The organism is Pseudomonas caspiana (assembly GCF_002158995.1).
Taxonomy (GTDB): Bacteria; Pseudomonadota; Gammaproteobacteria; order Pseudomonadales; family Pseudomonadaceae; genus Aquipseudomonas; species Aquipseudomonas caspiana.
This window is the reverse complement of sequence record NZ_LOHF01000003.1, coordinates 332,309-355,891: the sequence shown is the minus strand read 5'-3', so window position 1 is coordinate 355,891 and position 23,583 is coordinate 332,309. Positions and strand designations below refer to the sequence as shown.

Genomic DNA, 23,583 nt, shown 5'->3' with positions numbered 1-23,583 from the left:
ATATGCTCGATTCCAAACTGTTACGTACCCAACTTCAGGACGTAGCGGATCGCCTGGCTTCCCGTGGCTTTACACTGGACGTTGCCCGCATCGAAGCGCTGGAGGCCCAGCGCAAGACCGTTCAGACCCGCACTGAACAGCTTCAGGCCGAGCGTAATGCCCGTTCCAAATCCATCGGTCAGGCCAAGCAGCGCGGTGAAGACATCGCACCGCTGATGGCCGACATCGATCGCATGGCCGAAGAGCTGAATACCGGCAAGAAAGAGCTGGACGGCATTCAGGCCGAACTGGATTCGATGCTCCTGAGCATGCCGAATATCCCTCACGAATCCGTACCGGTGGGCGCTGACGAAGACGGTAATGTTGAAGTCCGCACCTGGGGCACTCCAGCCTCGTTCGACTTCCAGGTTCAGGACCACGTCGCGCTGGGCGAGAAATACGGCTGGCTGGATTTTGAAACCGCCGCCAAGCTGTCCGGCGCCCGTTTCGCGTTGCTGCGTGGCCCGATCGCACGCCTGCACCGCGCACTCGCGCAGTTCATGATCAATCTGCACATCAACGAGCACGGCTATGAAGAGGCTTACACGCCTTATCTGGTCCAGGCGCCAGCGTTGCAGGGCACCGGTCAGTTGCCGAAGTTTGAAGAAGACCTGTTCAAGATATCCCGCGAGGGCGAGGCGGACCTGTATCTGATCCCGACTGCGGAAGTCTCGCTGACCAACATCGTGTCCGGCGAAATCATCGACGCCAAGCAACTACCGTTGAAGTTCGTGGCTCACACGCCATGCTTCCGCAGCGAAGCGGGCGCATCGGGTCGAGACACTCGCGGCATGATCCGTCAGCACCAGTTTGACAAGGTCGAGATGGTACAAATCGTCGAGCCTGAAAAATCCATGGAAGCCCTTGAAGGCCTGACAGCTAACGCCGAACGCGTCCTGCAATTGCTGGAGCTGCCTTATCGCGTTCTGGCACTGTGCACTGGCGATATGGGCTTCAGCGCAGTTAAAACCTACGACCTGGAAGTGTGGATTCCGAGTCAGGATAAATTCCGCGAGATTTCGTCTTGCTCCAACTGTGGTGATTTCCAGGCGCGTCGTATGCAGGCTCGCTGGCGCAACCCGGAAACCGGCAAGCCAGAACTGGTTCATACCCTGAACGGTTCGGGTCTGGCGGTTGGGCGTACCCTGGTTGCTGTGCTGGAAAACTACCAGCAAGCCGACGGCTCGATTCGTGTGCCGGAAGTGCTCAAACCTTACATGGGTGGGCTTGAGGTCATCGGTTAAATGGAATTCCTGCCGCTGTTCCATAACCTGCGTGGCAGCCAAGTGCTGGTCGTGGGCGGTGGCGAGATTGCATTGCGCAAATCCCGCCTCATCGCCGAGGCCGGCGCCGTCATTCGGGTGGTCGCTCCAGAGATCGAGCCACAACTGCGCGAGCTGGTTGAGCGCAGTGGCGGACAGTTGATTCTGCGTGGCTACAACGTCAATGATCTGGACGGTTGCGTGCTGATCATTGCCGCCACCGATGACGAGCCGCTCAACGCTCAGGTGTCTCATGACGCCAGACAGCGCTGTGTACCGGTCAATGTGGTGGACGCACCTGCGCTGTGCAGCGTGATTTTCCCGGCCATCGTCGACCGTTCGCCATTGGTCATCGCCGTTTCCAGTGGAGGCGACGCTCCGGTGCTGGCGCGGTTGATTCGCGCCAAGCTGGAAACCTGGATTCCATCGACTTACGGTCAGTTGGCCGGTCTGGCCGCGCGTTTCCGTAGTCAGGTAAAGAATCTGTTTCCGGACGTAACCCAGCGCCGAACCTTCTGGGAAGAAGTTTTTCAGGGGCCGATTGCTGACCGGCAACTGGCCGGACAGGGCGCTGAAGCAGAGCGCTTGCTGATCGCCAAGATTGCAGGTGATGCGCCACATGCTCCCGGTGAGGTTTATCTGGTAGGTGCTGGGCCGGGTGATCCGGACCTGCTGACCTTCCGGGCATTGCGTCTGATGCAACAGGCCGACGTGGTGTTGTACGACCGTCTTGTGGCTCCGGCGATTCTGGATTTGTGCCGGCGTGACGCCGAGCGGGTCTATGTGGGCAAGCGTCGTGCTGATCACGCCGTGCCGCAAGACGAGATTAACAAGCAGCTGGTTGATCTGGCCAGGCAGGGCAAGCGCGTCCTACGGTTGAAGGGCGGTGATCCGTTCATCTTTGGCCGTGGCGGCGAAGAGATCGAGGAACTGGCGGCCCACGGAATTCCATTTCAGGTCGTACCGGGTATCACGGCAGCCAGCGGTTGCGCAGCCTATGCGGGTATTCCACTGACTCACCGTGACCATGCGCAGTCGGTGCGTTTCATTACCGGGCACTTGAAGAACGGCACCAGTGATTTGCCCTGGAGTGATTTGGTAGCGCCCGCACAGACCCTGGTTTTCTACATGGGGCTGATCGGATTACCAATCATCTGTGAGCAACTGATCAAGCACGGTCGATCCGCTGATACTCCGGCTGCGCTGATCCAGCAGGGTACTACCTCCAGCCAGCGAGTATTTACAGGAACTTTGGCCGATCTGCCACGAATGGTCGCGGAGCATGAAGTCCATGCACCGACGTTGGTGATCGTGGGTGAAGTGGTCCAGTTACGCGAAAAACTCGCCTGGTTCGAAGGGGCTCAGGCTACGGTCTGATCTGAAGTAGCGCGTTGTGTAGGGGCTGACTGCCTCGGTGTCCATCACACCACTCCGTCTCCCGTAACACGGCAGAACTGTAGGAGCGCACGAGCACCGCGAGGCCGCGAGGCCGCGATAGCGGTTTATTAGAATGACCGCCATCGCGGCCTCGCGGTGCTCGTGCGCTCCTACAGTGATTTCATCCAGAGTGGCGCGCAATGCTTATACAGCGGTAGGCGCCAAGGTTAAACGCCTGTCTTGCCCCAGATTCCACGCCCTGTCAGCCGCTCACGATCATGCGCTCTGCCCAGATCCTGCAGCGGGCCTTTAGGCACAACAGCTGTTGGATTGATAGTGCCGTGGCTCTCGTAGTAGTGATGCTTGATGTGCGTGAAGTCCACCGTTTCGGTGATGCCCGGCCACTGGTACAGCTCCAGCATCCAGTTGCTCAGGTTCGGATAGTCCGAAATCCGCCGCAGGTTGCACTTGAAGTGCCCGTGATAGACAGCGTCGAAGCGCACAACAGTGGTGAACAGGCGCACGTCGGCTTCAGTCAGGTAGTCGCCAGTCAGGTAGCGTTTCTCGGCCAGCAGCTTTTCCAGAACATCCAGTTCGGCGAAGACATCATCAAAGGCCTCTTCATAAGCGCCTTGAGAGGTTGCAAAGCCCGCGCGGTACACGCCGTTATTCACAGCCGGATAAATGCGCTCATTCAACTCATTGATCGGCGATTGCAAGGCGTCTGGATACAGATCAAGTCGATTACCGGTCAGATCGTCAAAGGCGCTGTTGAACATGCGGATGATTTCCGCGGATTCGTTGCTGACGATGCGCTGCAGTTTCTTATCCCAGAGCAGAGGCACGGTCACACGACCGGTATAGTCTGCCGTGTCAGCCAGATAGCGCTGATAAAGAAATTCATGGTTGTCGAGTGGGTCGCCGGTCGAGCCTTTTTCGGTATCGAAAGTCCAGCCGTGCTCGCGCATCAGCCAACTGACCACGGATACGTCGATCAGGCTTTCCAGCCCTTTGAGCTTGCGATAGATGAGCGTGCGATGGGCCCAGGGGCAGGCCAGTGATACGTACAGATGATAGCGCCCGGCCTCGGCTTTGAAGCCGCCTTCGCCTGAAGGTCCTGGTCGACCATCAGCGGTGATCCAGTTGCGACGTTGCGCTTGCTCGCGCTGAAATGCCCCATCTTTGCTGCTTTCGTACCACTGGTCTTGCCAGCGTCCTTCAACGAGAAGGCCCATATCAAACTCCAAAGTGTGTGCTTATGTGCTTTGGAGATGAGTTTAAGCCGATTCGTTCGAACAAATAGCGCAAAGGTTGGGGGGTAATGATCGGTTAGATCGATGTATTCCTGTTCTTCCAGAAAAGCTCAGCTTGGGCGAACGCTTCCGTACGGGGCAATCCCAAGCCGCGTAAAGCCAGCGCCATCGTTGAAATCAACGCCAGTTGCGGATAGCTGTCTTCGATCTCACCTTTCCACAGCGCGACGAGTTGCTGCGGATCCAGGGTTGCCGGTTTCACATGGCGACGATCCGACAGAGCCGGCCACTCCTCATCCCATGGTTGGCCCGCTGTGGTGCCGTACAAGTGGCTAATGGTGTCGGGATTGATCTCCACTTCACCGCCATCACCCTTGATAACGATGGTGTGATTGCCGAGCAAGCCGCTGGCGTCGCGATGAACGCCCTGATAGCCAGGGTGAAAAATGCTTTGCAGGCCGCAACGTGCATCCAGTGGGTTGAGGATCCGCGCCAGTGAATGAATTGGCGAGCGCAGCCCGAGGGTATTACGCAGGTCAATCATGCGCTGCAATTGCGGAGCCCAGTCGCCCAGCGGGAAGAATGCCAGGTTGTGCTGTTGTAACGCTTGGTCCACGGCTTGCCAGTTGCGGCACAGCGGAATGCCCAGCAGACCCAGCAATTGTTCGGTGTAGAGTCGGCCGGCCGTATGCGCGCCGCCGCCGTGCATCAAGATACGTACCCCGTTCTGAGCCAGGCATTTGGCCGCCAGCAAGTACCAAGGCAAATGTCGCTTCTTGCCGGCATAGGTAGGCCAGTCAATATCGACCTGAAGTGGCGGGGCGTTCAATCGCTCGCGCAACGCTTCAGTGAAGCCCGCCAACTCCTCCGCGCTTTCTTCCTTGTGGCGCAGCAGCATCAGAAACGCACCCAACTGGCTTTCTTCGACCTTTTCGTCGAGGAGCATGCCCATGGCCTCCCGGGCTTCTTCACGGGTCAGATTGCGCGCTCCACGTTTGCCTTTGCCCAGGATACGGACGAACTGGGCAAAGGGATGTTCGGCAGGTGTTTCAAGGACGAGTGGGGCGTAGTCGTTCATATGCAATTAGTCGGCTTGGGCAGGCCCGCCAGCTTGGCGGCGAGTTTGGCGGGAGTGCCGTTGAACAGGCGGTTAAGGTGCATGCTGTTGCCTTTTTCCGGACCGAGCTTCAGAGCTGTGTATTTGATCAACGGCCGAGTCGCGGGTGACAACTGGAATTCTGCGTAGAAATCCCTTAGCAACAGCAACACCTCGATGTGTTCGGGGCTCAGCGCAATACCTTCCCGGCCGGATAGCGCGTTCGCAACATCCATCGACCAGTCATCAAGGTTTTGCAGAAAGCCGTCTTTATCCAGAGCGATGATCTGCCCGGCCACGTTCAACTCGTTCATAGCCACGTGTTGACCTTGTCGAAGCGAATCGAGAGTTTGACGAAGCCTGGGTAGTCGACAACTGTTGCCCAGTCTGGCGCCGCCATGCTCCGCGCTTGAATATCCTCCTCAAGCACAAAAACTTCGGTGTCGCTTAGCGCTTGCAGTGCCTGGAGTGGTGCTGTCGAGTCGGTCAGCGCGTAAGTGGCGTCGCCGCACAGCAGCACGCCATCAGCCGGGCCGAGAAGGCGCAGACAACTGGTCAGGCGGCTGTCGGTGAAGGGAGAATGAGATAAAACGTGCAGGGTCGACATCAGATTGTGATCACGTGGTCGTAGCGGTCAATAAGTGCGGTGATTTCCGCGGATTGCGGCAATTGAATGATTTCCTCATCCACTGCTTCCCGCAGGATGCCGCGCTCGGCAAGGCTGGTGCCACAGGCATAAATTTCTTCGACGCCGAACATCGACAGCGCCTTGAGGTTGGCGGTCAGGTCTTTCTGTTGCAGAGCCTTGGCGTTCTGCTCCGGCAACAACTGAAAGACACCATCATCCAGAAACAACAGGCCCACGGGCAAATCATAAGCACCACCGGCCAGCACGATATCCAGCGCCTCTCGCGCACCCGGCCCGGACCATGGCGCCTGACGGCTGATAATCAACATTGATTTAGCCACTTCAAGGCCCTCCGAAACAGATCACACGATCAGCGGTTTGCGCCGCGTCGTGTAACTGGCCTAACCCGGATAATTCCCAAGGGGCCAGCAGGTTGGCTGCTGGCCGCTGATAGCGCTGAGCTTCTTCATCATTTAGAACCCCGCGGCGCAGGGCGGCGGCGATGCACACTACACCGTCCAGTTGGTGCTGAGTGATGAAGTCTCGCCATTGCGAGGGCAGGTCGTGTTCGTCCTGAGGCGTCACGACATTGGCCGAAGCGCTGTGGACACCATCCTGATAGAAGAACAGCCGCACAATCTCATGCCCACCCGCCAGCGCTGCCTGAGCAAACAGCAGGGCGCGGCGCGAGGAGGGCGCATGGGCAGCGCTGAAAAGATTGATCGCGAACTTCATGACAGGCCCTGAGCAGAAAACTTGGCCAATGATAAAGAATTCACGAGCACTAGACAGCAAAAAGCCCGCTAGGCGGGCTTTTTGATGAAGCAGGACAGCTGAATCAGTCGTCGCGGCTCATGATGCCGAAGATCTGCAACAGGCTGACGAACAGGTTGTAGATCGAAACATACAGGCTGATGGTCGCCATGATGTAGTTACGCTCGCCACCCTGAATGATCGCGCTGGTCTGGAACAGAATGCAGGCCGACGAGAACAGGACGAAGCCAGCGCTGATCGCCAACTGCAGACCGCTGATCTGGAAGAAAATGCTTGCCAGTACCGCCGCCAGCAGGACGAAGAAGCCAGCGGTGATGAAACCACCGAGGAAGCTCATGTCCTTGCGGGTGATCAACACGTAAGCCGACAGACCACCGAATACCAGTGCAGTCATGGCGAATGCCGAGCTGACAACTTCAGCGCCGCCTTGCATGCCCAGGTAACGGTTGAGGATCGGGCCAAGGATGAAGCCCATGAAACCGGTCAAGGCGAATGCCGACACCAGACCCCACGCCGAATCGCGCAGTTTGTTGGTGAGGAAAAACAGGCCGTAGAAACCGATCAGTACAACGAAAATGTTCGGGTAGCCAACGCGCATCTGCTGCGCTACAAAAGCCATGACACCACTGAAAGCAAGGGTCAGAGCCAGAAGACCGTATGTGTTGCGCAGGACGCGGCTAACCTCTAGCTGATCGGCCTGCACGCCGTTATTAACTGCGTAATCCTGTTCGCGCATGGCGAAACTCCTAGTGGTTGAAATGTTGAGTTGCAAAGATCATAACAGACGACCTGAAATCAGCCACCTAGAGAGTTTGACAGCGTGTTTCATTCCGGTATTATGGCGCCCGCAATGCAAACGGAAGTATGGCCGAGTGGTTTAAGGCAGCAGTCTTGAAAACTGCCGACTGTAACAGGTCCTAGAGTTCGAATCTCTATGCTTCCGCCATCTTAGATACGTCAAAGCCCTGATTATTCAGGGCTTTTTCGTTTTTGGGTTCTGAGAAGCCCATTTGGAAGTCACGATCGTTTCTGCGATTTTAGGATCGTTCCTGCGATTTTCAGTTCAGCCTGAAAGCAATCACGCTGTCGCCCAGTCTCGTACCAAGGGAGCCGTGACCGCCAGCAGCAATGACTACATATTGTTTGCCATCACTTCCCATGTAGGTCGACGGAGTCGCTTGGCCGCCCGCTGGTAATTCGGTTTGCCAAAGAGTTTCTCCAGTATTGATGTCGTAGGCGCGGATGAAACCATCTGCGGTTGCGCCGTGGAACACCAATCCTCCTGCTGTGATCAATGGCCCGCCGTGCGCCACCATGCCCATTGGGAAGCCAATCGGGAAGCTTCCTGACAGGAAGCTGGTCTTCAGGTTTTTGGAGGTGCCGATGCGGCGCATCCACTCCGTTTTACCGGTGTTAAGGTCAACTCCAGCCATGCGGCCCCAAGGTGGAGCGATACAGGGGATACCCAGATCAGAGGCAAATTGCTGAATCCTGATCGCATAGTCGCCTTTGAAATTTTCATTCCAGTAGGGCTTACCTTCTTCGGTAAACAGCCGTTTCTCTTCGGTTTCCGGCGTTCGTTTGATCAGCGTGTATTTGTAAGCCAGGCGTACGGGGGCGCCAATCAGGATTTGCCGTTCCGGGTCAACCGCCACCGAGCCCCAGTTAAAGGCGCCGATGTTTCCCGGAAACACCAGCGTTCCGGATTCGGTGCTTGGCGTCCATGGGTTGCCGTCGTACCGAAGCTTCTTGAAGCTGGTACGACAGGACATTTGGTCAAACGGTGTCAGGCCCCACATGGATTTTTCGGTCAGCGGCTCAGGAATGAAGTTGAGCCTTGAGACCGGCTGATTTGTCGCGAAACGCTCACCGGCAACACCGCCGTCAGCCGACGCCTTGGCCTGGTCGACAGGAATGATCGGCTCACCAGTCAATCGGTTGAGAACGAAAATATTACCTACCTTCGTCGGCAGCACCACCGCGGGCTGCTTCTTGTCGTCCTTGCCGAGTTCGATGAGTGAAGGTTGCGAAGGGTTGTCGCGATCCCACAGATCGTTATGAGAGGTCTGGAATTTCCATTTGAACGCACCCGTTTTCAGGTCCAGAGCAACCAGGGTGTCGCGGAATTTCTCGGTATTGCTGGCAGGATCGCGTCGAATACCGAGTTCATCGGGAGAAGCATTACCAAAGGGTACGTACACCAACCCGTTCTGCAGGTCGGCACTCAGAGTGCCCCAGGCCACGGGTGTGTCTTGTGGGTAGTCTTGACCAGCAGCAATGGGCTGGGTGAATTCAGGCGTGGCAGGATCGAAATTCCAGACCAGTTTGCCGCTGAGGACGTCATAAGCCCTGATCACTCCGGACGGATTACCGGCGTTGTAGCCATTGTCCATTACTGAGCCACCGACGATGATCAGATCACCGGCCACCAGCGGGGCGGCGGTTTGCATGAGTGCGTGAGGGCGGATCTTGCCCATGTTGTCGCTCAGGTTGACCACGCCGTTATTACCGAATTCGCTACAGGCCTTGCCCGTATCGGCGTCCAGTGCGACCAGCCTCGCATCCGCTGTCGCAGTGATGATGCGCTTGTCACAGAGCGCTGGAGCGTTCGTAGAGGAGACTGACAGGTCGCCGCTCCGAGTGCCGGAGGACGCAGGAGAGTAATAGCTGACCCCTCGACATGTCTGATGTTGCTGCAGGTATGAACGGTCTTTCTGAGGCTCGAATTTCCACTCCAGCATTCCCGTCTCGGGATTTAACGCGTGCACCTCATTGTGCGCAGTACAGACATAAACCCGATTGTTTACTTTTAACGGAGTGGCTTCAAACGTGTACTCGCTGGCGTCTTTTGCAGGATCACGCAGGTCGCCAGTGTGATACTCCCAGGCGACCGTGAGCTTTTTAACATTTCCCGCGTCGATTTGATCAAGCGTGGAGAATCGCTGCCCGTCGTTGGTGCCGCCATAAGCAACCCAATCCTCTGCCGCACCACTGGCACCTTTTGCAGAAATTGGGTTAGTGATCTCGCCCTTAACAGGGTAGGGGTCGTAGAACATGATGCCCACAACGATCACGATCATCACCGCCACCGTGCCGCCAAGGAACGGGTGAAAGCTTCGTGACTCTGCCGGCGTCTGCGCGACATACAAACGGCGCACGACCCATGGCAGTGCCAGCCAGAACCCCATCAACGCGAACAGATCGCCACGTGGAATCCACTGCCATTTGTCGAAGCCCACTTCGTAGATGATCCAGATCAGAATCGCCCACATGAGTAACGCATAGAGCGTGAGTGCCGAATTTTTCCTGAGAAACAACAACACTGCGGTGATCAGCACGCCAAGCCCGATCACTGCATAGGCAGGACTCCCTCCAGCGGCAACCAAAGCGCCGCCCATGTATAAAATGGCGGCAGCCACTACCGCCATGACGATACTTGTTATTTTCAGCACCATGATTCACCTGCCATCGATTCAAGCTCCTAATGACAACCAGACCTGAATACAACGCGAATCGTTCGGTGTGCAGAGAAGCGGGGGGCTCACATAGCTGATGATCCAGGGCAGCGCCGCATTCGATCAGTTCGCCTTGGACCACTGATGCCTGGCAACGTCTGTCCGGATATCTGCCGCTCGGTGCTCGGCAAAAACCGCGAGTGTTTACCGCCATAGGCCAGGACTGAATTCATGCGGGCTTTACCCCTCTCTGTCTGAACCGGGTACTGAGCACGCTACGCGCTTGAAAGTGTACGTTTGCGTCGGGTCTGGGAGAGCGATCACAGCCTTGTCATCATCCAGTAGGGCTACCTTCGAATTTGCGGGTTGATTCACAAGTCCACACTTATCGGGGCTTACATGAAAGGACGAGTAGACCAATAAGACCTTTATTCGCTTATTGGACAGGTCGCGCGATAGTTCGCTGAACGCATTGAGGTAGATAACGAATGTGTACGCGATGCCGACGAGGGCGACCACTGACAGTGTTGACGCTCGCGTGTTGCTGGTTGTTTTGAAGAGGGTGTGGAAACCTATGAACAGGAACACGAACATGGTCACGATCATTCCGATTAGCGACCAGCAATAAATAACCGCCACCAGATTTAAAGTTTTCTGCGCTGCCGGAAATTTATCTGCGTTCACACCTGTTAAATCGGTGATTGAACTGTCTACGAGCGGTGCCGTGAAAATGGCAAAGCATGCAGTGGCGAGGCCCGCACTGATATTCAGTACGCTGGAGAATCGTGCGTACTTGGTCGTTACGTTGTAGTACATGGATATCAGTGCAAGGGTGCATAAACACGTCCATGCCAGCAATAACCATCGATAGTATTTGGGTAGATCGAAACCTAGTTTTATGAAGCACGCAACGTAGACCAGCAACAGAATGTTAAAGGCAGTCAAGGCCGCGAGGTATTCGGAGGCGCCCCAGTCTGTCGGTCTGTAGTTGAATGTGAGCGTTGGACGTAAGCTAAATAGCGGTTTGCGTTTGAATGCGTTGCCCAGCACGCAATAAATGACCAGTGTGGCAAGAAACACTATGAGTATGGGTATTATCGGATTAGGCACGAGGTATCTCTTCAGGCCAAACAGCAATGATCTGCTGAAGTTTTTGGCCCTTCATGCTAGATTTTTTTCCATTCCCGATCCACCGTCTGCTCCAGATGTCATCGGCCAGCCCCGCCGCCGAGCCCACCAAAGAGAACCCCAATGCCCTACGAACTGGACAATCGCTTAGTCATCGGCGTCGCCTCCAGCGCCGTTTTTGATCTGCTGGACTCGGACGCGGTGTTTCGCAGCCAGGGTGAAGAGGAGTATCGGAAATTTCAGGAAAAGAACCTGAACAATCCGCTGCCCAAGGGGATTGCCTTTCCTTTTATCAAGCGTCTGCTGTCGCTGAATGACTTGAGCGAAGACCCGTCTGATCCGCTGGTCGAGGTGGTGCTGTTATCCCGAAATGACCCGGACACGGGCCTGAGGGTGATGAAGACCATTGAGCATTACGGGCTGGGGATGACCCGCGCTATTTTCATGCAGGGTCGGTCGCCATACGAATACATTCCGGCCTTGAACATTGCGCTGTTTCTGTCGGGTAACAAGGCTGATGTGGAGGCTGCGATCAATGCCGGGCATCCGGCCGGGCAGGTCCTGGATTCACAGTTCGATGACGATGAAGACGACAAGACCCTGCGTATTGCGTTCGACTTTGATGGCGTACTGGCAGGTGATGAGGCTGAGACGGTCATGCAGTCGTCCGGTCTGGTGGAGTTTCATGCACACGAAGTGAAGAACGTGATGGAGCCGCATAACCCTGGCCCGCTGAAAGAGTTCATGGTCCGGATGGCAAAGATCCAGTCCGTTGAAGAGCAATACAAGAAGCTCAATCCAGATTATGAAAACCGGATCAGGGTTTCCATCGTCACAGCCCGAAGCGCACCTTCACACGAGCGTGCGCTGAACACCCTGAAGAGTTGGGGGGTGATGGTCAACGACGCGTTTTTCCTGGGCGGTATCGAGAAGGGCAAGGTGCTTGCCGTACTGAAGCCACATATCTTCTTCGATGACCAGTCGGGGCATCTGAAGTCCGCGAGTGCGGTGGCGCCGTCGGTTCATATTCCGTTCGGTATTACCAATCAGAAGCCGGTTGAGTTGCCCGTAACGGTTGGCGACGTACCTTGATTCGCCATATCTTCAATATGCGACTCACAACAAGTTAGTTGTCAGCACACTCACCTCATATACCAACGTATATTTTGACGTCCTTAGTTTCTGTCGATCCGATCAACCTCAGTCCTTATGCTTTACCCAAGTAAAGCAAACTGATTAACGGATCGAAGTGCTTCATGCGTTTGCTCCACCTGACCGGTGGATGCCTGACGTTTGAGACGCACGACAGAGGCTATCTTATGCGTTTCTCCCTGCCTTTATCCCTGAGAAGCCCGGTAAACAACACGGCGCAACCTCGCTCAGCATCCTTACTCGCCGAGGGCGCGCTGGTCGCCGCCATCGCTTTGCTGGCGCTGTTTGTTTTTTACAGTGCCGGGCAAATGAATCAGCCACTCAGTGCCCTTGATTCTGCGCCTGTGTCACTCGATCTGGTGCAATTGCCCGCCTATACACTGCGCACCACTTTGCGCATGTTTGCCGCGTTGTTCGTGTCGTTCGTGTTTTCGATTGTTATCGCCACACTGGCCGCTAAAAGCCGCAGGGCTGCGATGGTTATTTTGCCGGCGCTGGACATTCTTCAATCGGTACCGGTGCTGGGTTTCCTGACGTTTACCGTGGTGTTCTTCATGAGCATTTTTCCGGGGCGGCAGTGGGGGCTGGAATGCGCTGCGGTATTTGCCATTTTCACCAGCCAGGTCTGGAACATGACCTTCAGCTTTTATCAGTCGCTGAGGACCGTACCTGACGATCTTTACGATGTGAGTCGGCAATTCTCGTTTTCGTCGTGGCAGCGGTTTATCAAGGTCGAACTGCCGTTCGGAATGCCGGGGCTGGTGTGGAACATGATGATGTCCATGTCGGGCGGCTGGTTTTTTGTCGTGGCCTCCGAGTCCATCACGGTCGGAGACAGCACCGTCAATTTGCCGGGTATCGGTTCATGGCTGGCTCTCGCGATTCAGCAGAAGGATATCGCTGCGATCAGTTGGGCTGTGTTGGCCATGGTCGGAGTAATCGTTCTGTACGACGTGTTGTTTTTCCGGCCCATTGTGGCGTGGGCGGACAAGTTTCGATTTGAACAGACCGCTTCCCACAAGCGTCCCCGGTCACGGGTCTACGACCTGCTCAGGTCCTCACGAATTGTCCCTTTGTTGTTTGCGTCGCTGCGCAGCGTGAGCGACTGGATGCCAACAGTGTGTATACCCAAACTGGCGCTCACGGGCTTCACGGTCAATAGCCGGTGGCAGCGTTACATCGATCTGGCGTGGATAGTCCTGATCGTTACGGCGTGCATGACCGGCATTTATCAATTGGTGTGCTTTATCGGCAGCACGTTGGGCGTGGAGGAGGTGATCAATGCGTTTGGTCTGGGGCTCGCCACTTTGGCGCGTGTGGCGGTGCTTATCGTCCTGGCCAGTCTTGTCTGGGTGCCCATCGGTGTCTGGATCGGCCTGAATCCGCGCTGGGCAGAACGTTTGCAACCCGTCGCGCAATTACTGGCAGCGTTCCCGGCAAACATTCTGTTCCCGTTCGCCGTGGTCACCATCGTCGCCTTGAAGCTGAACCCGGATGTATGGCTGTCGCCGCTGATGATCCTGGGGACACAGTGGTACATCCTTTTTAACGTGATCGCCGGTGCCAGCGCCTTGCCGACCGACTTGCTCGAAGCATCACGGGTGTTTCGCGTGCGGGGTTGGCAATGGTGGCGCAAAGTCGTGCTGCCGGGTGTTTTCCCTTATTACGTGACCGGCGCTTTGACGGCTGCCGGTGGCTCCTGGAACGCCAGCATCGTCGCCGAGGCGGTGTCATGGGGCAGCGATCATCGGTATGCGTCGGGGCTGGGATCGTTCATTGCCCAGGCCACGACGGCGGGTGATTTCCAGCGGGTGGCGCTGGGCATTGTCGTCATGTCCGTATTCGTGGTCGGTTTCAACAGCCTTCTATGGCGTCCGCTGTACCGCTATGCCGAACGTCGGCTTCGAATTGAGTGAGGGTATTCCAATGGAAGTTATCGACAAGCGTTGCCTGGTGGATGTGCAAGGGCTCGGTCATGTTTACGGCACGGCGGGCGGCACCCAACGCGTGGTGCTGGATGATGTCGCCATGCGTCTCAACGACGGCGAGGTCATTGGGCTGCTGGGGCGTTCGGGTTCGGGGAAATCCACGTTGTTGCGCTCCATCGCAGGGCTGGTGTCGCCCACCACGGGGGTGGTTGCCTTTCCGGCGAACGCGTCGGGTGTGTCGACTTCAGTGCGGATGGTGTTCCAGAGCTTCGCCCTTTTCCCGTGGTTAACCGTGCTGCAGAACGTGGAAGTCGGTCTTGAGGCATTGAGCGTGGCAGCGCCCGAGCGGCGCCGACGGGCCCTGGCGGCTATCGATATGATCGGCCTCGACGGGTTTGAAAGTGCCTACCCCAAAGAGTTGTCCGGGGGCATGCGCCAGCGTGTCGGTCTGGCCCGTGCATTGGTGGTCGACCCCGATATCCTGCTGATGGACGAACCGTTTTCCGCGCTGGACGTGTTGACCGCGGAAACACTGCGCACTGATTTGCTCGACCTCTGGAGCGAAGGCCGGATGCCGATCAAGTCAATTCTGATGGTCACCCATAACATCGAAGAAGCGGTGTTGATGTGTGATCGCATCCTGATTCTTTCCTCCAATCCGGGGAGGATCATGTGCGAAGTCAACGTCGATCTCGCCCAGCCGCGCAACCGTACAGACCCTGCTTTTCAGGCGCTGGTGGAAAGCATTTACGTGCACATGGCGGGCGGTAGCGCCGTGCATTCGCCACGTGAAAGCCTGTTTGCAGGAAACGGCATCGGTATGGTCTTGCCACTGACTTCCACCAACGCGTTGGCGGGGCTGATCGAGGCGGTAGACAACTCTCCCTATGACGGTCAGGCCGATTTGCGCGAGTTGGCTACGGCATTGCGCTCCACCTCCGAGGATCTTTTTTCGTTGGCGGAAGTGCTGCAACTGATGCGATTTGCCCAAATGCAGGAGGGCGATATCACGCTTCTTCCCGCCGGACGGCGTTATGCCCAGTCAGATGTGGATGAGCGCAAGCAGTTGTTTGCGCAGCACTTGCTGAGGTACGTGCCGCTGGTCAGCCATATCCGTCGGGTGCTGGATGATCGTCCAGGCCGAACCGCACCCGCGAGACGCTTCCGGGATGAGCTGGAAGACTTCATGTCGCAAAGTGATGCGGCCGTTACGCTGGACTGCGTGACACAGTGGGGTCGCTATGCTGAGCTTTTCGCCTACGACGATGTGGCTGATCAGTTCAGCCTGGACAACCCTTGCTGAGCAGACTGAGGTTTCCAGTGAACAGGCCACGCTGGCCGCTATACACTCTGCGTTTGCAATCCTGATAGTGGTGATGCGCGATGGTGATCCAGTGAGACGGACTCGGTTAACGCTTCGTTTGGTCCTGTTGTTGGCGTTGGCATTGGGGATTGCTGCGATCGACACGGTCACTGATCTTGAAATTGCGGTTGGGGTCTTTCAAGTGATCGTGGTGCTGATCGCCGCCAGGTTCCTGCCGGCGCGGGCGGTGGTGGGCGTGTCCATCGTTTGTATGCTGCTGACGATTCTGAGTTACCGCTTCACGCGTTTTGGCGATACAGAGTCGGGGCTGGTGAATGTCCTGATCAGCCTCGCGGCCATCGCCTGTACGACCTGGCTGGCGTTGCGTTTGTCGGCTGCCATTCGTGCAGTGCATCAGACCCGAGCGCACCTGGAGCATGTCGCGCGGGTCAATGTGCTGGGCGAACTGGCTGCTTCGATTGCCCATGAGTTGAATCAGCCGCTGGCTGCCACGGCCACCAGCGGCAGTGCCTGTCTGCGCTGGATTGCCGCCGATCCTCCCAACTTGCCTAAGGCCCGGCAGGCTGTGGAGCGCATCATCGAAGACTCGCATCGTGCCAGTGACATCATCGCCCGGTTGCGCAGCCTTGCGAGGCATCAGGCACCGACCAAGCAATGGCTGAACGTCGAAGATACGGTCAAGGGCGCGCTCCGGCTGATCGCCGGAGAATTGGCCGAACAAGAAATTGCGCTGCACGTGCAGATTGAAGAAGGCTTGCCTCCGCTGCTGGCTGACGAGGTGCAGATTCAGCAAGTCATCCTCAATCTGGCGATGAATGCGGTCGACGCGATGCGCGAGGTAAGCCCCGAGCGGCGAACGCTGGACTGTCATGTAGAACTTGAGTCGCCGCAACAGTTACGTTTCTCTATTACCGATCAAGGCAACGGTCTGTTGCCGCGCGATTGCGAGCGGGTGTTCGATGCCTTCTATACGACCCGGCCTGAAGGCATGGGAATGGGGTTGCCGATCAGCCGTTCTATTATCGAAGCCCATGACGGTCGAATCTGGGCCTCGAACAACTCACCCTTCGGCGCTACCTTTCACTTCACGATGCCTGCGACTGCAAGAGAATCCGATGCCTGAAACAGTTACTGAAAGCACTGCCGACAGGGTTTATATCGTCGATGACGACCGCTCGGTGCGTGAATCCCTGGCAGACCTCATGGCGTCGGTCGGTCTGGCGTGCATGACGTTCGGTTCCGCTCGCGAGTTCATGGATGCCACATTGCCCGATGTGCCCGGCTGTCTGGTGCTGGATGTGCGTATGCCGGGCATGAGCGGGCTGGATTTCCAGCGGGAAATGGGCAGTCGGGGAATTACGCTTCCGGTGGTTTTCATCACGGGTCATGGCGATATCCCCATGTCTGTGAAAGCCATGAAGGCGGGCGCTATCGAATTTCTGACCAAGCCGTTCCGTGAGCAGGATCTGCTTGATGCCATCAGTCAGGGTTTGAGTCAGGACAAGCAAACCCGTGAAGCAGCGGCCCGGATCAATCAGTTGAGACAGTGTCACGCCAGCCTGACTGACGGTGAACGAGAGGTCATGGAACTGGTGGTTCAAGGGTTGCTCAACAAGCAAGTAGCTGCCCGATTGGGTGTCAGCGAAATAACCGTGAAGGTAAGGCGTGGCGCGTTGATGCGCAAAATGAACGCAGATTCGCTGGCGACGCTGGTCAAGATGTCAGAGCGTTTGAATCTCGAAAGTTGATTGAACAAGTATTGCCGCGTTGCCCCTCAAATAGCCCTAAGGCTAAATATCCAGATCAACCCAGACCGCCGCATGATCAGAGCCTGCGCTCTCTTTGCGGGTGAGCTCGGGGTACGTTTCCCAGCGTACGGGTCTGGCGCCCGGCCACATGCCCTTGCGGAAAACCCCGCCAGCACTGACTTTTTTGAACAGTTCCGGGGACAGCAGCAGGTAATCGATTTTGTTGGAGGCGTTGCACGAGCCGTACGTTCCGGGATAGCCGCCGTCGTTGAAGTGCTCGTGGGTAAACGCATCCCTCAGGGGCGTGTCCTGGAGCAGCGGTTTCAATGCGTCGCTGTCTGGCGTGTCGTTGAAGTCGCCTACCACGGCGACGTACTGTTCGCCTTGCTCAATGAGCGAGTTGTAGATTTCTTTCACTCTGTTGGCTTGGGCGAGTCTTCTTTTGGCCGAGTCGGCGAGGCTGCCGTAGCCTTTGCTTTTCAGGTGATTGACGAGTAGCACGAGTCGCGCGCCTGAGGGCGTGGACAGGTAAAACTCCGGGCAATCCCTCGAGAAAATCAGCTGGCCTCGGTCATCGCTGTCGTCAACGTGGCTGCGCATGAGACCGATGGGGAATCCTGCCCGGCTTGTAACGCCAACATCGATCCCGCGCTCGTCGTTCCCGTCGATCAACATGACATGGCTGAACACATCGCCGCCGAGCCCGCTGATGATTTCGGCATTGAAGTCACGAAGGGCTGGCCTGCTTTCTGCCTCTACCACCGCCAGCACATCTGCTTGCAGATCAATCATTACCCGGGCGGTGTTCCGCATGGCTTCTTCGTCAACCGGGGCCTGAATCAGTTCAAGCGACCCGGTCCAGTCCGCGCGACCATTGGCAACGATTGTCATGTCCCCGTTGCGGGGTCGCTTGACCAGATTGCCACGGTTTTGCCGAAGCATTACGAATGGGCCACGGTCGGAGCGGTTGAGACCTAGCTCAGCCAGCAATTTGACCATGGCTGTCTTGTCGGCTACGGAATAGGTTTCCTGTCCCAGTAGCGCGTTGAGTTTCGCGAAGCGCTCCAGTGTTGGCTTGCCTTCCGCCCAGCCATCAAGGCTCATCGCCTTGGCGCGATTGAACAGGTTCTCAACATTGTAGGAGGCGAGTCTCATGGGCATACCTCAGGAATGGAACGATAGCGTTCAGCGTTGCATAGCGCAGTGACAGTGAGATGAATGCCGCTCGGCACACGAGGGGCCTGTAGGAGCGCACGAGCACCGCGAGGCCGCGATAGCGTTCTGCCTGACACACCGTCATCGCGGCCTCGCATTGCTCGTGCGCTCCTACAATTACGGGGTGAGCTCGGAGCATCGTATCCCGCCCTGAAGTTGCATGGCGCAGTGACAGTGAGATGAATGCCGCTCGGCATACAAGGAGCCTGTAGGAGTGCACGAGCACCGCGAGGCCGCGATAGCGTTCTGCCTGACACACCGTCATCGCGGCCTCGCATTGCTCGTGCGCTCCTACAATTACGGGGTGAGCTCAGAGCATCGCATCCCGCCCTGGAGCTGAACTTCCCGCCGAGCTCTGTGGTCATCATATCGACACAAGCATGGCGCACTGTCGTCGAAGAGCATTCGCCGGATTGGCTTTAGATAAACGTTTTGAAGGAACGCACATGGGTGCAACGGAAGCTGCAACCTCCGGGCATAAAAGCCTGAAAAGACGCGCCACCGTGATCTGCCGTCATCAAGGCGAGATCCTGTTCGTTCGCAAGCGCAACGCCAAATGGAACCTGCCAGGTGGCCGCGTCGAGCAGGGTGAGACACCGCTGCAGGCTGCCATGCGTGAAATGGCAGAAGAGACCGGATTGACCTTCGATCAGCTTGCCTACGTTTCGGAATACCAGGACGACAAAGCCGTTCATTTCCTCTTCGAGGCTCAGCGCGCAGAGCACCAGAAGCCGCGAGCGTCCAACGAGATTGATGACTGCCGCTGGTTTAAAGCAAAAGAATTGGACAAGCGTAATGTTCGCGGCTCAATCAAAGCCTTGCTCAAACATTGCGCAGCCAATATGGAAAAGAGCTCAGCCCGTCTCGCGAGCTGAGCTCTAAATACCGTCACTTCAGTGTCGGCGTTCTTGGCGGAATCAGCCGCTTGTTGCCAATCGACTCAAACGCCGACGCAAAACGCAGCAGGTTCGAGTCGTCGTACGCACGTCCTGCGAACGTCAGCCCTACCGGCATGCCTATGTCGGCCATCACGCCCATGGGTACGGTAACGGTCGGCACGCCCAAGTGGCGAATGGCGAGATTACCGTTGGCCACCCACACGCCATTGCTCCAGGCGATATCGGCCGATTGCAGGTCGACATCGGCATTGGCCGGACCCACATCGGCAACGGTCGGGAACAGCACGGCATCAAGGCCCAGGCCTTCCATCCAGTCTTCCAGATCGATGCGACGCGTCTGCTCCAGCCCGCGAAGGCCGTCCGGCAGAGTAGGGATCTCATTCCACGGCGTGATCCCGCGCTCTGCCATGCGCACATACTCATCCATACCGGCAGCCAGATCGTCTTCACGGTTGGGCAGGGTGCCTGGGTCGTGGGGGAAGATTTTCGCCCCGTCGACGTCGGCCAGACGATTCAGTGCCGGGTCGCCATTGGCGCGCAGGAATTCATCAAAGGCCCAGGCCGACAAATCCCACAGTTCGTGATGCAGGAACTCTTTCGAGACCAGCCCGCGGGTAAACACCGTCGGCGCACCGGGACGATCACCCTCGCAGTTCGACACCAGCGGGAAATCCACTTCAATTACTTCAGCCCCGGCGGCTTCGAGCGCCTTACGCGCCTCTTGCCACAAATCAATGACGGACGGGCGAGTGATGATGCGCTGGCCAGTCGGACCGCCAATGCCCGGTTTTTCTGCGGTGCCTGCCAGCGGATCGGCGTTGATGTACATACGCGGCACACCGAAGCGCTTGCCCGCGAGCGTCTGTGAACTCGCTGCAAGTTCGCCATAAGAAGCTGGGCGCACCGAAGCCACACTCGGAAGCGCTACCCACGGCTGCAACCGCCAGAGATCGCCTCGGGTGTCGGGATCTTCTGCGACGATCACATCGAGCACTTCAAGCAGGTCAGCCATGGTTCTGGCGTAGGGCACCACAACATCCATGGTCGGCGTCAGCGGCCAGTTGCCACGCACCGATATGACCCCGCGCGATGGGGTATAGGCACACAGGCCGTTGTTGGAAGCAGGGCCTCGGCCGCTTGACCAGGTTTCCTCAGCCATGCCGAACGCGGCAAAGCTGGCGGCGGTGGCGGTGCCAGCGCCATTCGATGAGCCTGATGCAAACGGGGCAGTCAGGTAGTCCGCGTTGTAGGGGCTCTCGGCGCGACCATAGACCCCGCGCTGCATGCCGCCGTTCGCCATCGGCGGCATATTGGTTTTACCCAGACAGATCGCTCCGGCAGCGCGAAGGCGTCCGATGGTAAAGGCGTCGTGCTGAGCAATCAGGTCGACAAATGCAGGGCTTCCCGACGCTGCGGTAAGGCCTTTGACCAGATAACTGTCTTTAGCTGTGTAAGGGATTCCGTCCAGCGGGCCAAGGGTCTGGCCGTTGGCGCGACGCGCGTCAGACGCCTGCGCTTCTGCAAGGGCTTGAGGGTTGCGAACCACCACTGCGTTCAGCGCGCTCGATGTATCCGGGCCATCGTAAGCGTCGATTCGGGCCAGATAAGCCTCGACCAGCTCCACGGCTGTGGTCTGGCCCGACTCCAGCGCGGCACGCAGGTCGGCGATGGAAACTTCTGTGACGTTGATCATTGGGTTCTCACTTAATGAGCTCTTTCAGTCATGGCCAGAATAATTTCATAAAGCTCGGACTTCGCCTCGGCTGCGGAGATTTCATTCACTGCGGCGGCATTGGAAAGTGCATCCGCCGCGCCGAGCATGGCGCGTAACTGGGCATTTGAAATCTGACTCGGTTTACTGTGACTTCCCAGTGCTGCTCGACATTTGTCCATGAAGATCAGCTCGTAATCACGTTTGATTTTCTCCAGCTCAGGAGAGCTGCTCAGTGCTGCGATCACGCCAGGGATTTCCCGGCCTTGCAGCAGCACACAATCGACGTAGGAGTCGGCAATGACTCTCGCTCGCGCCTGTACGGTCGCATCGCTGTTGCGCAACGCTTCGTCCAGGCGAGAGGTTTGTCGAACATCGAAATCTGCATAGAGTTTGGCCAACAGCAGTGGGCGAGTGGGGAAGTGGTCATACACGACAGGTTTGGTAACCCCGGCGATTTGCGCCAGATGCCCCAGCGTCAGGCTTTCTGTGCCTTCCTCGCGAACAATTTGCCATGCCACCTCCATTAACTGGCTGAGGCGACCTTCCCGAGACATGCGTTGGCGCGGCTTTGCGTTTGGAGACTGGCTTGACACGCTTATATACCAAAGGTAAATTAAAATTAATGTACGAAAAGTATATAGCTGTGAACATCCATCAGCAATCATCCAGCGTCGGAGCTTTACCATGCACGCACTCATCGTCGTCAGCCATCACGATTCCAACTCCCTCACTCACGGTATTGCCAGGCGCATCGCAGAAGGCATCAGCGATGCAAGCGAGGCCAACACGGTCGAATTGGTCGACCTGGCTGCTTCGGGGTTCGATCCACGGTTTACCGCTGCTGATATCGCAGTCCATCGAAAAGAAGGGCCGTTTCCGGCGGACGTGGCAGCCGAGCAGGCTCGCATTGATCGCGCAGATGCTTTGATTATCGTGTATCCGGTTTACTGGTGGTCCATGCCTGCGCTACTCAAGGGATGGATAGACCGGGTCTTTTCCAATGGCTGGGCGTTTGACTTCAGCGCTGAAGCGACCCTGATCAAGAAGCTCACAGACCTTGAGGTGCATCTGGTAGGCATCGGCGGTGCAGATGCTGGAACCTATGAGCGTCACGGCTATGCGTCGGCCATGAAAACGCAGATAGATCACGGCATCTTTGATTACTGTGGGGCCAGAGTAATCACGTCCGAGCTGATGCTCGATTCAGAAACGCAGGAGCCTGCTGTTCATCTGAACGCTGCCTACAAGAAAGGCAGCGTCATTTTTCCCTTGTAAGCGCCAGCCGCAACCTGGCGCCGTGATTACTCTTTGACGTCCATGAACTCTTTGGCCCAGGCCACATAGTTCTCAGGCAGGGTGTAGGTGTGGGTCAACTCGGTAGCGCTGAGGTTCGACGTGCTGTGTGTAACCTGGCGCTGGGCGCGCAGTGAGTCGTAAGTCGCCTTGATCGCTGCGAAGTAGGCGCCGTGGCCCTTGACGATGATGCGCACACCCAGGCTGGCCAGGCGTTGCGAATCGTTGAGCTTCGGATTCCCGTAGGTCACCAGCATCAGTGGCACGCTGAGGTGTTCCGATATCTGCTCAAGGTGTTCGAAGTCATTGATGCCTACGATGCAGATGCCGTCAGCACCGGCTTTTTCGTAGCCCTTGGTACGTTCAATAATGTCTTTGACTGGCAACACGCCAGCATTCGTCCGGGCGATGATCGACAGTTCAGGATCGATGCGTGCTTCCAGAGCGGCTTTGACTTTGCCGATGCCTTCTTCGATGGTAATCAGGTCGGTCGATTTGCGACCAAACTGCGCAGGCAGCAGCGTGTCTTCAATCGTCAATGCCGCTACGCCAGCGCGCTCAAGCTCTTCAACGGTACGCATCACGTTCAGGGCATTGCCATAACCGTGGTCGGCGTCGGCGATGACAGGCAGCTGTGCAACGCGGCCGATTCGGGTGGCCTGTTCAGCAAACTCACTCAGGGTAATCAGCGCAAAGTCTGGAGCTGCCAATACCTGCAGCGATGCCACTGAACCTCCCAGGATGCCTACCTCAAAACCCAGGTCCGCGGCGATTCGTGCAGACATCGGATCGAAGACAGAGGCGGTTTCAAAGCAGGTTTGTGAAGCAAGTAGCGCGCGAAAATTCTGGCGCAGCGCCAAGTGGGAAATTCTGGGCATGACGTTTCCTGATTCTAGGCATCTTCTATTCGTAGTGGCGCGAGACTACCACGCACAAAAATATAGGGTTATGACGTTTGAGAATGGCCCATGCACAAAGTGTATGATCGCCGTCTGGCAGGGGGTTGTGCTTGAGCTGAAACGATTTTCATTGCGTATATTCGCGCAACGGGATTTTTATCAGAGAACTGCAAACCAGAACGCTGGTTCTTTCTTTCGATAGCCTTATTAAATGCTATCGCGAGCAAGGTGGAGCGCCACCCCGGTTACTCCCACAGGACTCACTGACGTGGGACCGGCTTTAGCCGGGAAGAGGCCGGGACATCCGCTGAATATGTGGCATCTGACAGGCAGCTTTCCCGACTAAAGCCGGTCCCACGTCAGTGAATCCTGTGTAAAAGCCCTGCCCACAGGACACAC

At 56.9% G+C, this 23,583-nt stretch carries 22 protein-coding genes and 1 tRNA gene; 10 read left to right on the top strand and 13 right to left on the bottom strand.

Annotated features, from left to right (window positions below; all coding sequences use genetic code 11):
• The first annotated feature begins 2 nt into the window (after positions 1–2).
• Both serS and cysG read left to right on the top strand, forming a co-directional pair.
• On the top strand, positions 3–1,283 hold the full coding sequence (gene serS / locus AUC60_RS06410) for a serine--tRNA ligase (RefSeq protein ID WP_087265245.1): 1,281 nt from the start codon (positions 3–5) through the stop codon (positions 1,281–1,283).
• Positions 1,284–2,678, top strand: coding sequence for a siroheme synthase CysG (cysG, locus tag AUC60_RS06405; RefSeq protein ID WP_087265244.1), 1,395 nt, complete (start codon positions 1,284–1,286; stop codon positions 2,676–2,678). It abuts the gene before it with no gap.
• A 227-nt stretch (positions 2,679–2,905) separates the two neighbouring features.
• On the opposite strand, the gene AUC60_RS06400 is transcribed toward cysG, so the two are convergent.
• The 7 genes from AUC60_RS06400 to AUC60_RS06370 form a co-directional block, all read right to left on the bottom strand.
• Positions 2,906–3,913: a glutathione S-transferase family protein gene (locus AUC60_RS06400; RefSeq protein WP_087265243.1), complete on the bottom strand. Its 1,008-nt coding sequence runs from the start codon at positions 3,911–3,913 to the stop codon at positions 2,906–2,908.
• 94 nt (positions 3,914–4,007) lie between these two features.
• Positions 4,008–5,009 carry a glycosyl transferase family protein gene (locus AUC60_RS06395; RefSeq protein WP_087265242.1) on the bottom strand — a complete coding sequence of 334 codons (1,002 nt, stop codon included), beginning with the start codon at positions 5,007–5,009 and terminating at the stop codon, positions 4,008–4,010.
• The gene (locus AUC60_RS06390; protein ID WP_087265241.1) at positions 5,006–5,341 is read right to left on the bottom strand and encodes a TusE/DsrC/DsvC family sulfur relay protein; all 336 of its coding nucleotides are present in this window, start codon (positions 5,339–5,341) and stop codon (positions 5,006–5,008) included. The genes AUC60_RS06395 and AUC60_RS06390 overlap by 4 nt, the downstream gene beginning before the upstream one ends.
• Positions 5,338–5,634 (bottom strand): sulfurtransferase complex subunit TusB, encoded by a 297-nt coding sequence (gene tusB / locus AUC60_RS06385; RefSeq protein WP_087265240.1) that lies wholly within the window; start codon positions 5,632–5,634, stop codon positions 5,338–5,340. The genes AUC60_RS06390 and tusB overlap by 4 nt, the downstream gene beginning before the upstream one ends.
• Complete coding sequence (tusC, locus tag AUC60_RS06380; RefSeq protein WP_087265239.1) at positions 5,634–5,996, bottom strand: sulfurtransferase complex subunit TusC; 363 nt, start codon at positions 5,994–5,996, stop codon at positions 5,634–5,636. The genes tusB and tusC overlap by 1 nt, the downstream gene beginning before the upstream one ends.
• A 1-nt stretch (position 5,997) precedes the next feature.
• The gene (gene tusD / locus AUC60_RS06375) at positions 5,998–6,390 is read right to left on the bottom strand and encodes a sulfurtransferase complex subunit TusD (RefSeq protein WP_087265238.1); all 393 of its coding nucleotides are present in this window, start codon (positions 6,388–6,390) and stop codon (positions 5,998–6,000) included.
• A 103-nt stretch (positions 6,391–6,493) separates the two neighbouring features.
• Entirely contained in the window at positions 6,494–7,165 is a 672-nt protein-coding gene (locus tag AUC60_RS06370) for a Bax inhibitor-1/YccA family protein (RefSeq protein WP_087265237.1), read from the bottom strand.
• 122 nt (positions 7,166–7,287) lie between these two features.
• Here AUC60_RS06370 and AUC60_RS06365 point away from each other — a divergent pair.
• Positions 7,288–7,375: transfer RNA gene (locus tag AUC60_RS06365), tRNA-Ser, on the top strand.
• A gap of 112 nt (positions 7,376–7,487) precedes the next feature.
• Here AUC60_RS06365 and AUC60_RS06360 read toward each other — a convergent pair.
• Complete coding sequence (locus tag AUC60_RS06360; protein ID WP_087265236.1) at positions 7,488–9,884, bottom strand: membrane-bound PQQ-dependent dehydrogenase, glucose/quinate/shikimate family; 2,397 nt, start codon at positions 9,882–9,884, stop codon at positions 7,488–7,490.
• 240 nt (positions 9,885–10,124) lie between these two features.
• A complete protein-coding gene (locus tag AUC60_RS06355; RefSeq protein WP_144443235.1) occupies positions 10,125–10,994 on the bottom strand; it encodes a hypothetical protein in 870 nt (289 codons plus the stop codon).
• A 141-nt stretch (positions 10,995–11,135) separates the two neighbouring features.
• On the opposite strand from AUC60_RS06355, the gene AUC60_RS06350 reads away from it, so the two are divergent.
• The 5 genes from AUC60_RS06350 to AUC60_RS06330 all read left to right on the top strand — a co-directional run bounded on the left by AUC60_RS06350 (position 11,136) and on the right by AUC60_RS06330 (position 17,164).
• The gene (locus AUC60_RS06350) at positions 11,136–12,104 is read left to right on the top strand and encodes a 5'-nucleotidase (RefSeq protein WP_087265234.1); all 969 of its coding nucleotides are present in this window, start codon (positions 11,136–11,138) and stop codon (positions 12,102–12,104) included.
• A 368-nt stretch (positions 12,105–12,472) separates the two neighbouring features.
• The gene (locus AUC60_RS06345; RefSeq protein ID WP_405623125.1) at positions 12,473–14,080 is read left to right on the top strand and encodes an ABC transporter permease; all 1,608 of its coding nucleotides are present in this window, start codon (positions 12,473–12,475) and stop codon (positions 14,078–14,080) included.
• Between the two features lie 10 nt (positions 14,081–14,090).
• On the top strand, positions 14,091–15,395 hold the full coding sequence (locus AUC60_RS06340; RefSeq protein ID WP_087265295.1) for an ABC transporter ATP-binding protein: 1,305 nt from the start codon (positions 14,091–14,093) through the stop codon (positions 15,393–15,395).
• A 73-nt stretch (positions 15,396–15,468) separates the two neighbouring features.
• On the top strand, positions 15,469–16,539 hold the full coding sequence (locus AUC60_RS06335; RefSeq protein WP_087265294.1) for a sensor histidine kinase: 1,071 nt from the start codon (positions 15,469–15,471) through the stop codon (positions 16,537–16,539).
• Positions 16,532–17,164, top strand: a complete 633-nt coding sequence (locus AUC60_RS06330; RefSeq protein ID WP_087265232.1) for a response regulator transcription factor — start codon at positions 16,532–16,534, stop codon at positions 17,162–17,164. Before AUC60_RS06335 ends, AUC60_RS06330 begins: the two co-directional genes overlap by 8 nt.
• 42 nt (positions 17,165–17,206) lie before the next feature.
• Here AUC60_RS06330 and AUC60_RS06325 read toward each other — a convergent pair whose 3' ends face one another.
• Positions 17,207–18,319: an endonuclease/exonuclease/phosphatase family protein gene (locus tag AUC60_RS06325; RefSeq protein WP_087265231.1), complete on the bottom strand. Its 1,113-nt coding sequence runs from the start codon at positions 18,317–18,319 to the stop codon at positions 17,207–17,209.
• 440 nt (positions 18,320–18,759) lie between these two features.
• Between AUC60_RS06325 and AUC60_RS06320 the strand changes: the two genes are divergently transcribed.
• On the top strand, positions 18,760–19,254 hold the full coding sequence (locus tag AUC60_RS06320) for an NUDIX hydrolase (RefSeq protein WP_238599523.1): 495 nt from the start codon (positions 18,760–18,762) through the stop codon (positions 19,252–19,254).
• Between the two features lie 13 nt (positions 19,255–19,267).
• Here AUC60_RS06320 and AUC60_RS06315 read toward each other — a convergent pair whose 3' ends face one another.
• Both AUC60_RS06315 and AUC60_RS06310 read right to left on the bottom strand, forming a co-directional pair.
• Entirely contained in the window at positions 19,268–20,971 is a 1,704-nt protein-coding gene (locus tag AUC60_RS06315) for an amidase (RefSeq protein WP_087265229.1), read from the bottom strand.
• An 11-nt stretch (positions 20,972–20,982) separates the two neighbouring features.
• A complete protein-coding gene (locus tag AUC60_RS06310; protein WP_238599522.1) occupies positions 20,983–21,546 on the bottom strand; it encodes a TetR/AcrR family transcriptional regulator in 564 nt (187 codons plus the stop codon).
• Positions 21,547–21,676: 130 nt separating this feature from the next.
• Here AUC60_RS06310 and AUC60_RS06305 point away from each other — a divergent pair, with 130 nt between their 5' ends.
• On the top strand, positions 21,677–22,267 hold the full coding sequence (locus AUC60_RS06305) for an NAD(P)H-dependent oxidoreductase (protein WP_087265228.1): 591 nt from the start codon (positions 21,677–21,679) through the stop codon (positions 22,265–22,267).
• A 26-nt stretch (positions 22,268–22,293) separates the two neighbouring features.
• Here AUC60_RS06305 and AUC60_RS06300 read toward each other — a convergent pair whose 3' ends face one another.
• Positions 22,294–23,163, bottom strand: coding sequence for an isocitrate lyase/PEP mutase family protein (locus tag AUC60_RS06300; protein WP_087265227.1), 870 nt, complete (start codon positions 23,161–23,163; stop codon positions 22,294–22,296).
• Positions 23,164–23,583: the final 420 nt, after the last annotated feature.

Bases quoted from the DNA above. Each gene is read 5' to 3' on its own strand.
- serS (WP_087265245.1), top strand. From the start codon at position 3: ATGCTCGATTCCAAACTGTTACGTACCCAACTTCAGGACGTAGCGGAT.
- cysG (WP_087265244.1), top strand. From the start codon at position 1,284: ATGGAATTCCTGCCGCTGTTCCATAACCTGCGTGGCAGCCAAGTGCTG.
- AUC60_RS06400 (WP_087265243.1), bottom strand. From the start codon at position 3,913: ATGGGCCTTCTCGTTGAAGGACGCTGGCAAGACCAGTGGTACGAAAGC.
- AUC60_RS06395 (WP_087265242.1), bottom strand. From the start codon at position 5,009: ATGAACGACTACGCCCCACTCGTCCTTGAAACACCTGCCGAACATCCC.
- AUC60_RS06390 (WP_087265241.1), bottom strand. From the start codon at position 5,341: ATGAACGAGTTGAACGTGGCCGGGCAGATCATCGCTCTGGATAAAGAC.
- tusB (WP_087265240.1), bottom strand. From the start codon at position 5,634: ATGTCGACCCTGCACGTTTTATCTCATTCTCCCTTCACCGACAGCCGC.
- tusD (WP_087265238.1), bottom strand. From the start codon at position 6,390: ATGAAGTTCGCGATCAATCTTTTCAGCGCTGCCCATGCGCCCTCCTCG.
- AUC60_RS06370 (WP_087265237.1), bottom strand. From the start codon at position 7,165: ATGCGCGAACAGGATTACGCAGTTAATAACGGCGTGCAGGCCGATCAG.
- AUC60_RS06360 (WP_087265236.1), bottom strand. From the start codon at position 9,884: ATGGTGCTGAAAATAACAAGTATCGTCATGGCGGTAGTGGCTGCCGCC.
- AUC60_RS06350 (WP_087265234.1), top strand. From the start codon at position 11,136: ATGCCCTACGAACTGGACAATCGCTTAGTCATCGGCGTCGCCTCCAGC.
- AUC60_RS06345 (WP_405623125.1), top strand. From the start codon at position 12,473: ATGAATCAGCCACTCAGTGCCCTTGATTCTGCGCCTGTGTCACTCGAT.
- AUC60_RS06340 (WP_087265295.1), top strand. From the start codon at position 14,091: ATGGAAGTTATCGACAAGCGTTGCCTGGTGGATGTGCAAGGGCTCGGT.
- AUC60_RS06335 (WP_087265294.1), top strand. From the start codon at position 15,469: ATGCGCGATGGTGATCCAGTGAGACGGACTCGGTTAACGCTTCGTTTG.
- AUC60_RS06330 (WP_087265232.1), top strand. From the start codon at position 16,532: ATGCCTGAAACAGTTACTGAAAGCACTGCCGACAGGGTTTATATCGTC.
- AUC60_RS06325 (WP_087265231.1), bottom strand. From the start codon at position 18,319: ATGAGACTCGCCTCCTACAATGTTGAGAACCTGTTCAATCGCGCCAAG.
- AUC60_RS06320 (WP_238599523.1), top strand. From the start codon at position 18,760: ATGGCGCACTGTCGTCGAAGAGCATTCGCCGGATTGGCTTTAGATAAA.
- AUC60_RS06315 (WP_087265229.1), bottom strand. From the start codon at position 20,971: ATGATCAACGTCACAGAAGTTTCCATCGCCGACCTGCGTGCCGCGCTG.
- AUC60_RS06310 (WP_238599522.1), bottom strand. From the start codon at position 21,546: ATGTCTCGGGAAGGTCGCCTCAGCCAGTTAATGGAGGTGGCATGGCAA.
- AUC60_RS06305 (WP_087265228.1), top strand. From the start codon at position 21,677: ATGCACGCACTCATCGTCGTCAGCCATCACGATTCCAACTCCCTCACT.
- AUC60_RS06300 (WP_087265227.1), bottom strand. From the start codon at position 23,163: ATGCCCAGAATTTCCCACTTGGCGCTGCGCCAGAATTTTCGCGCGCTA.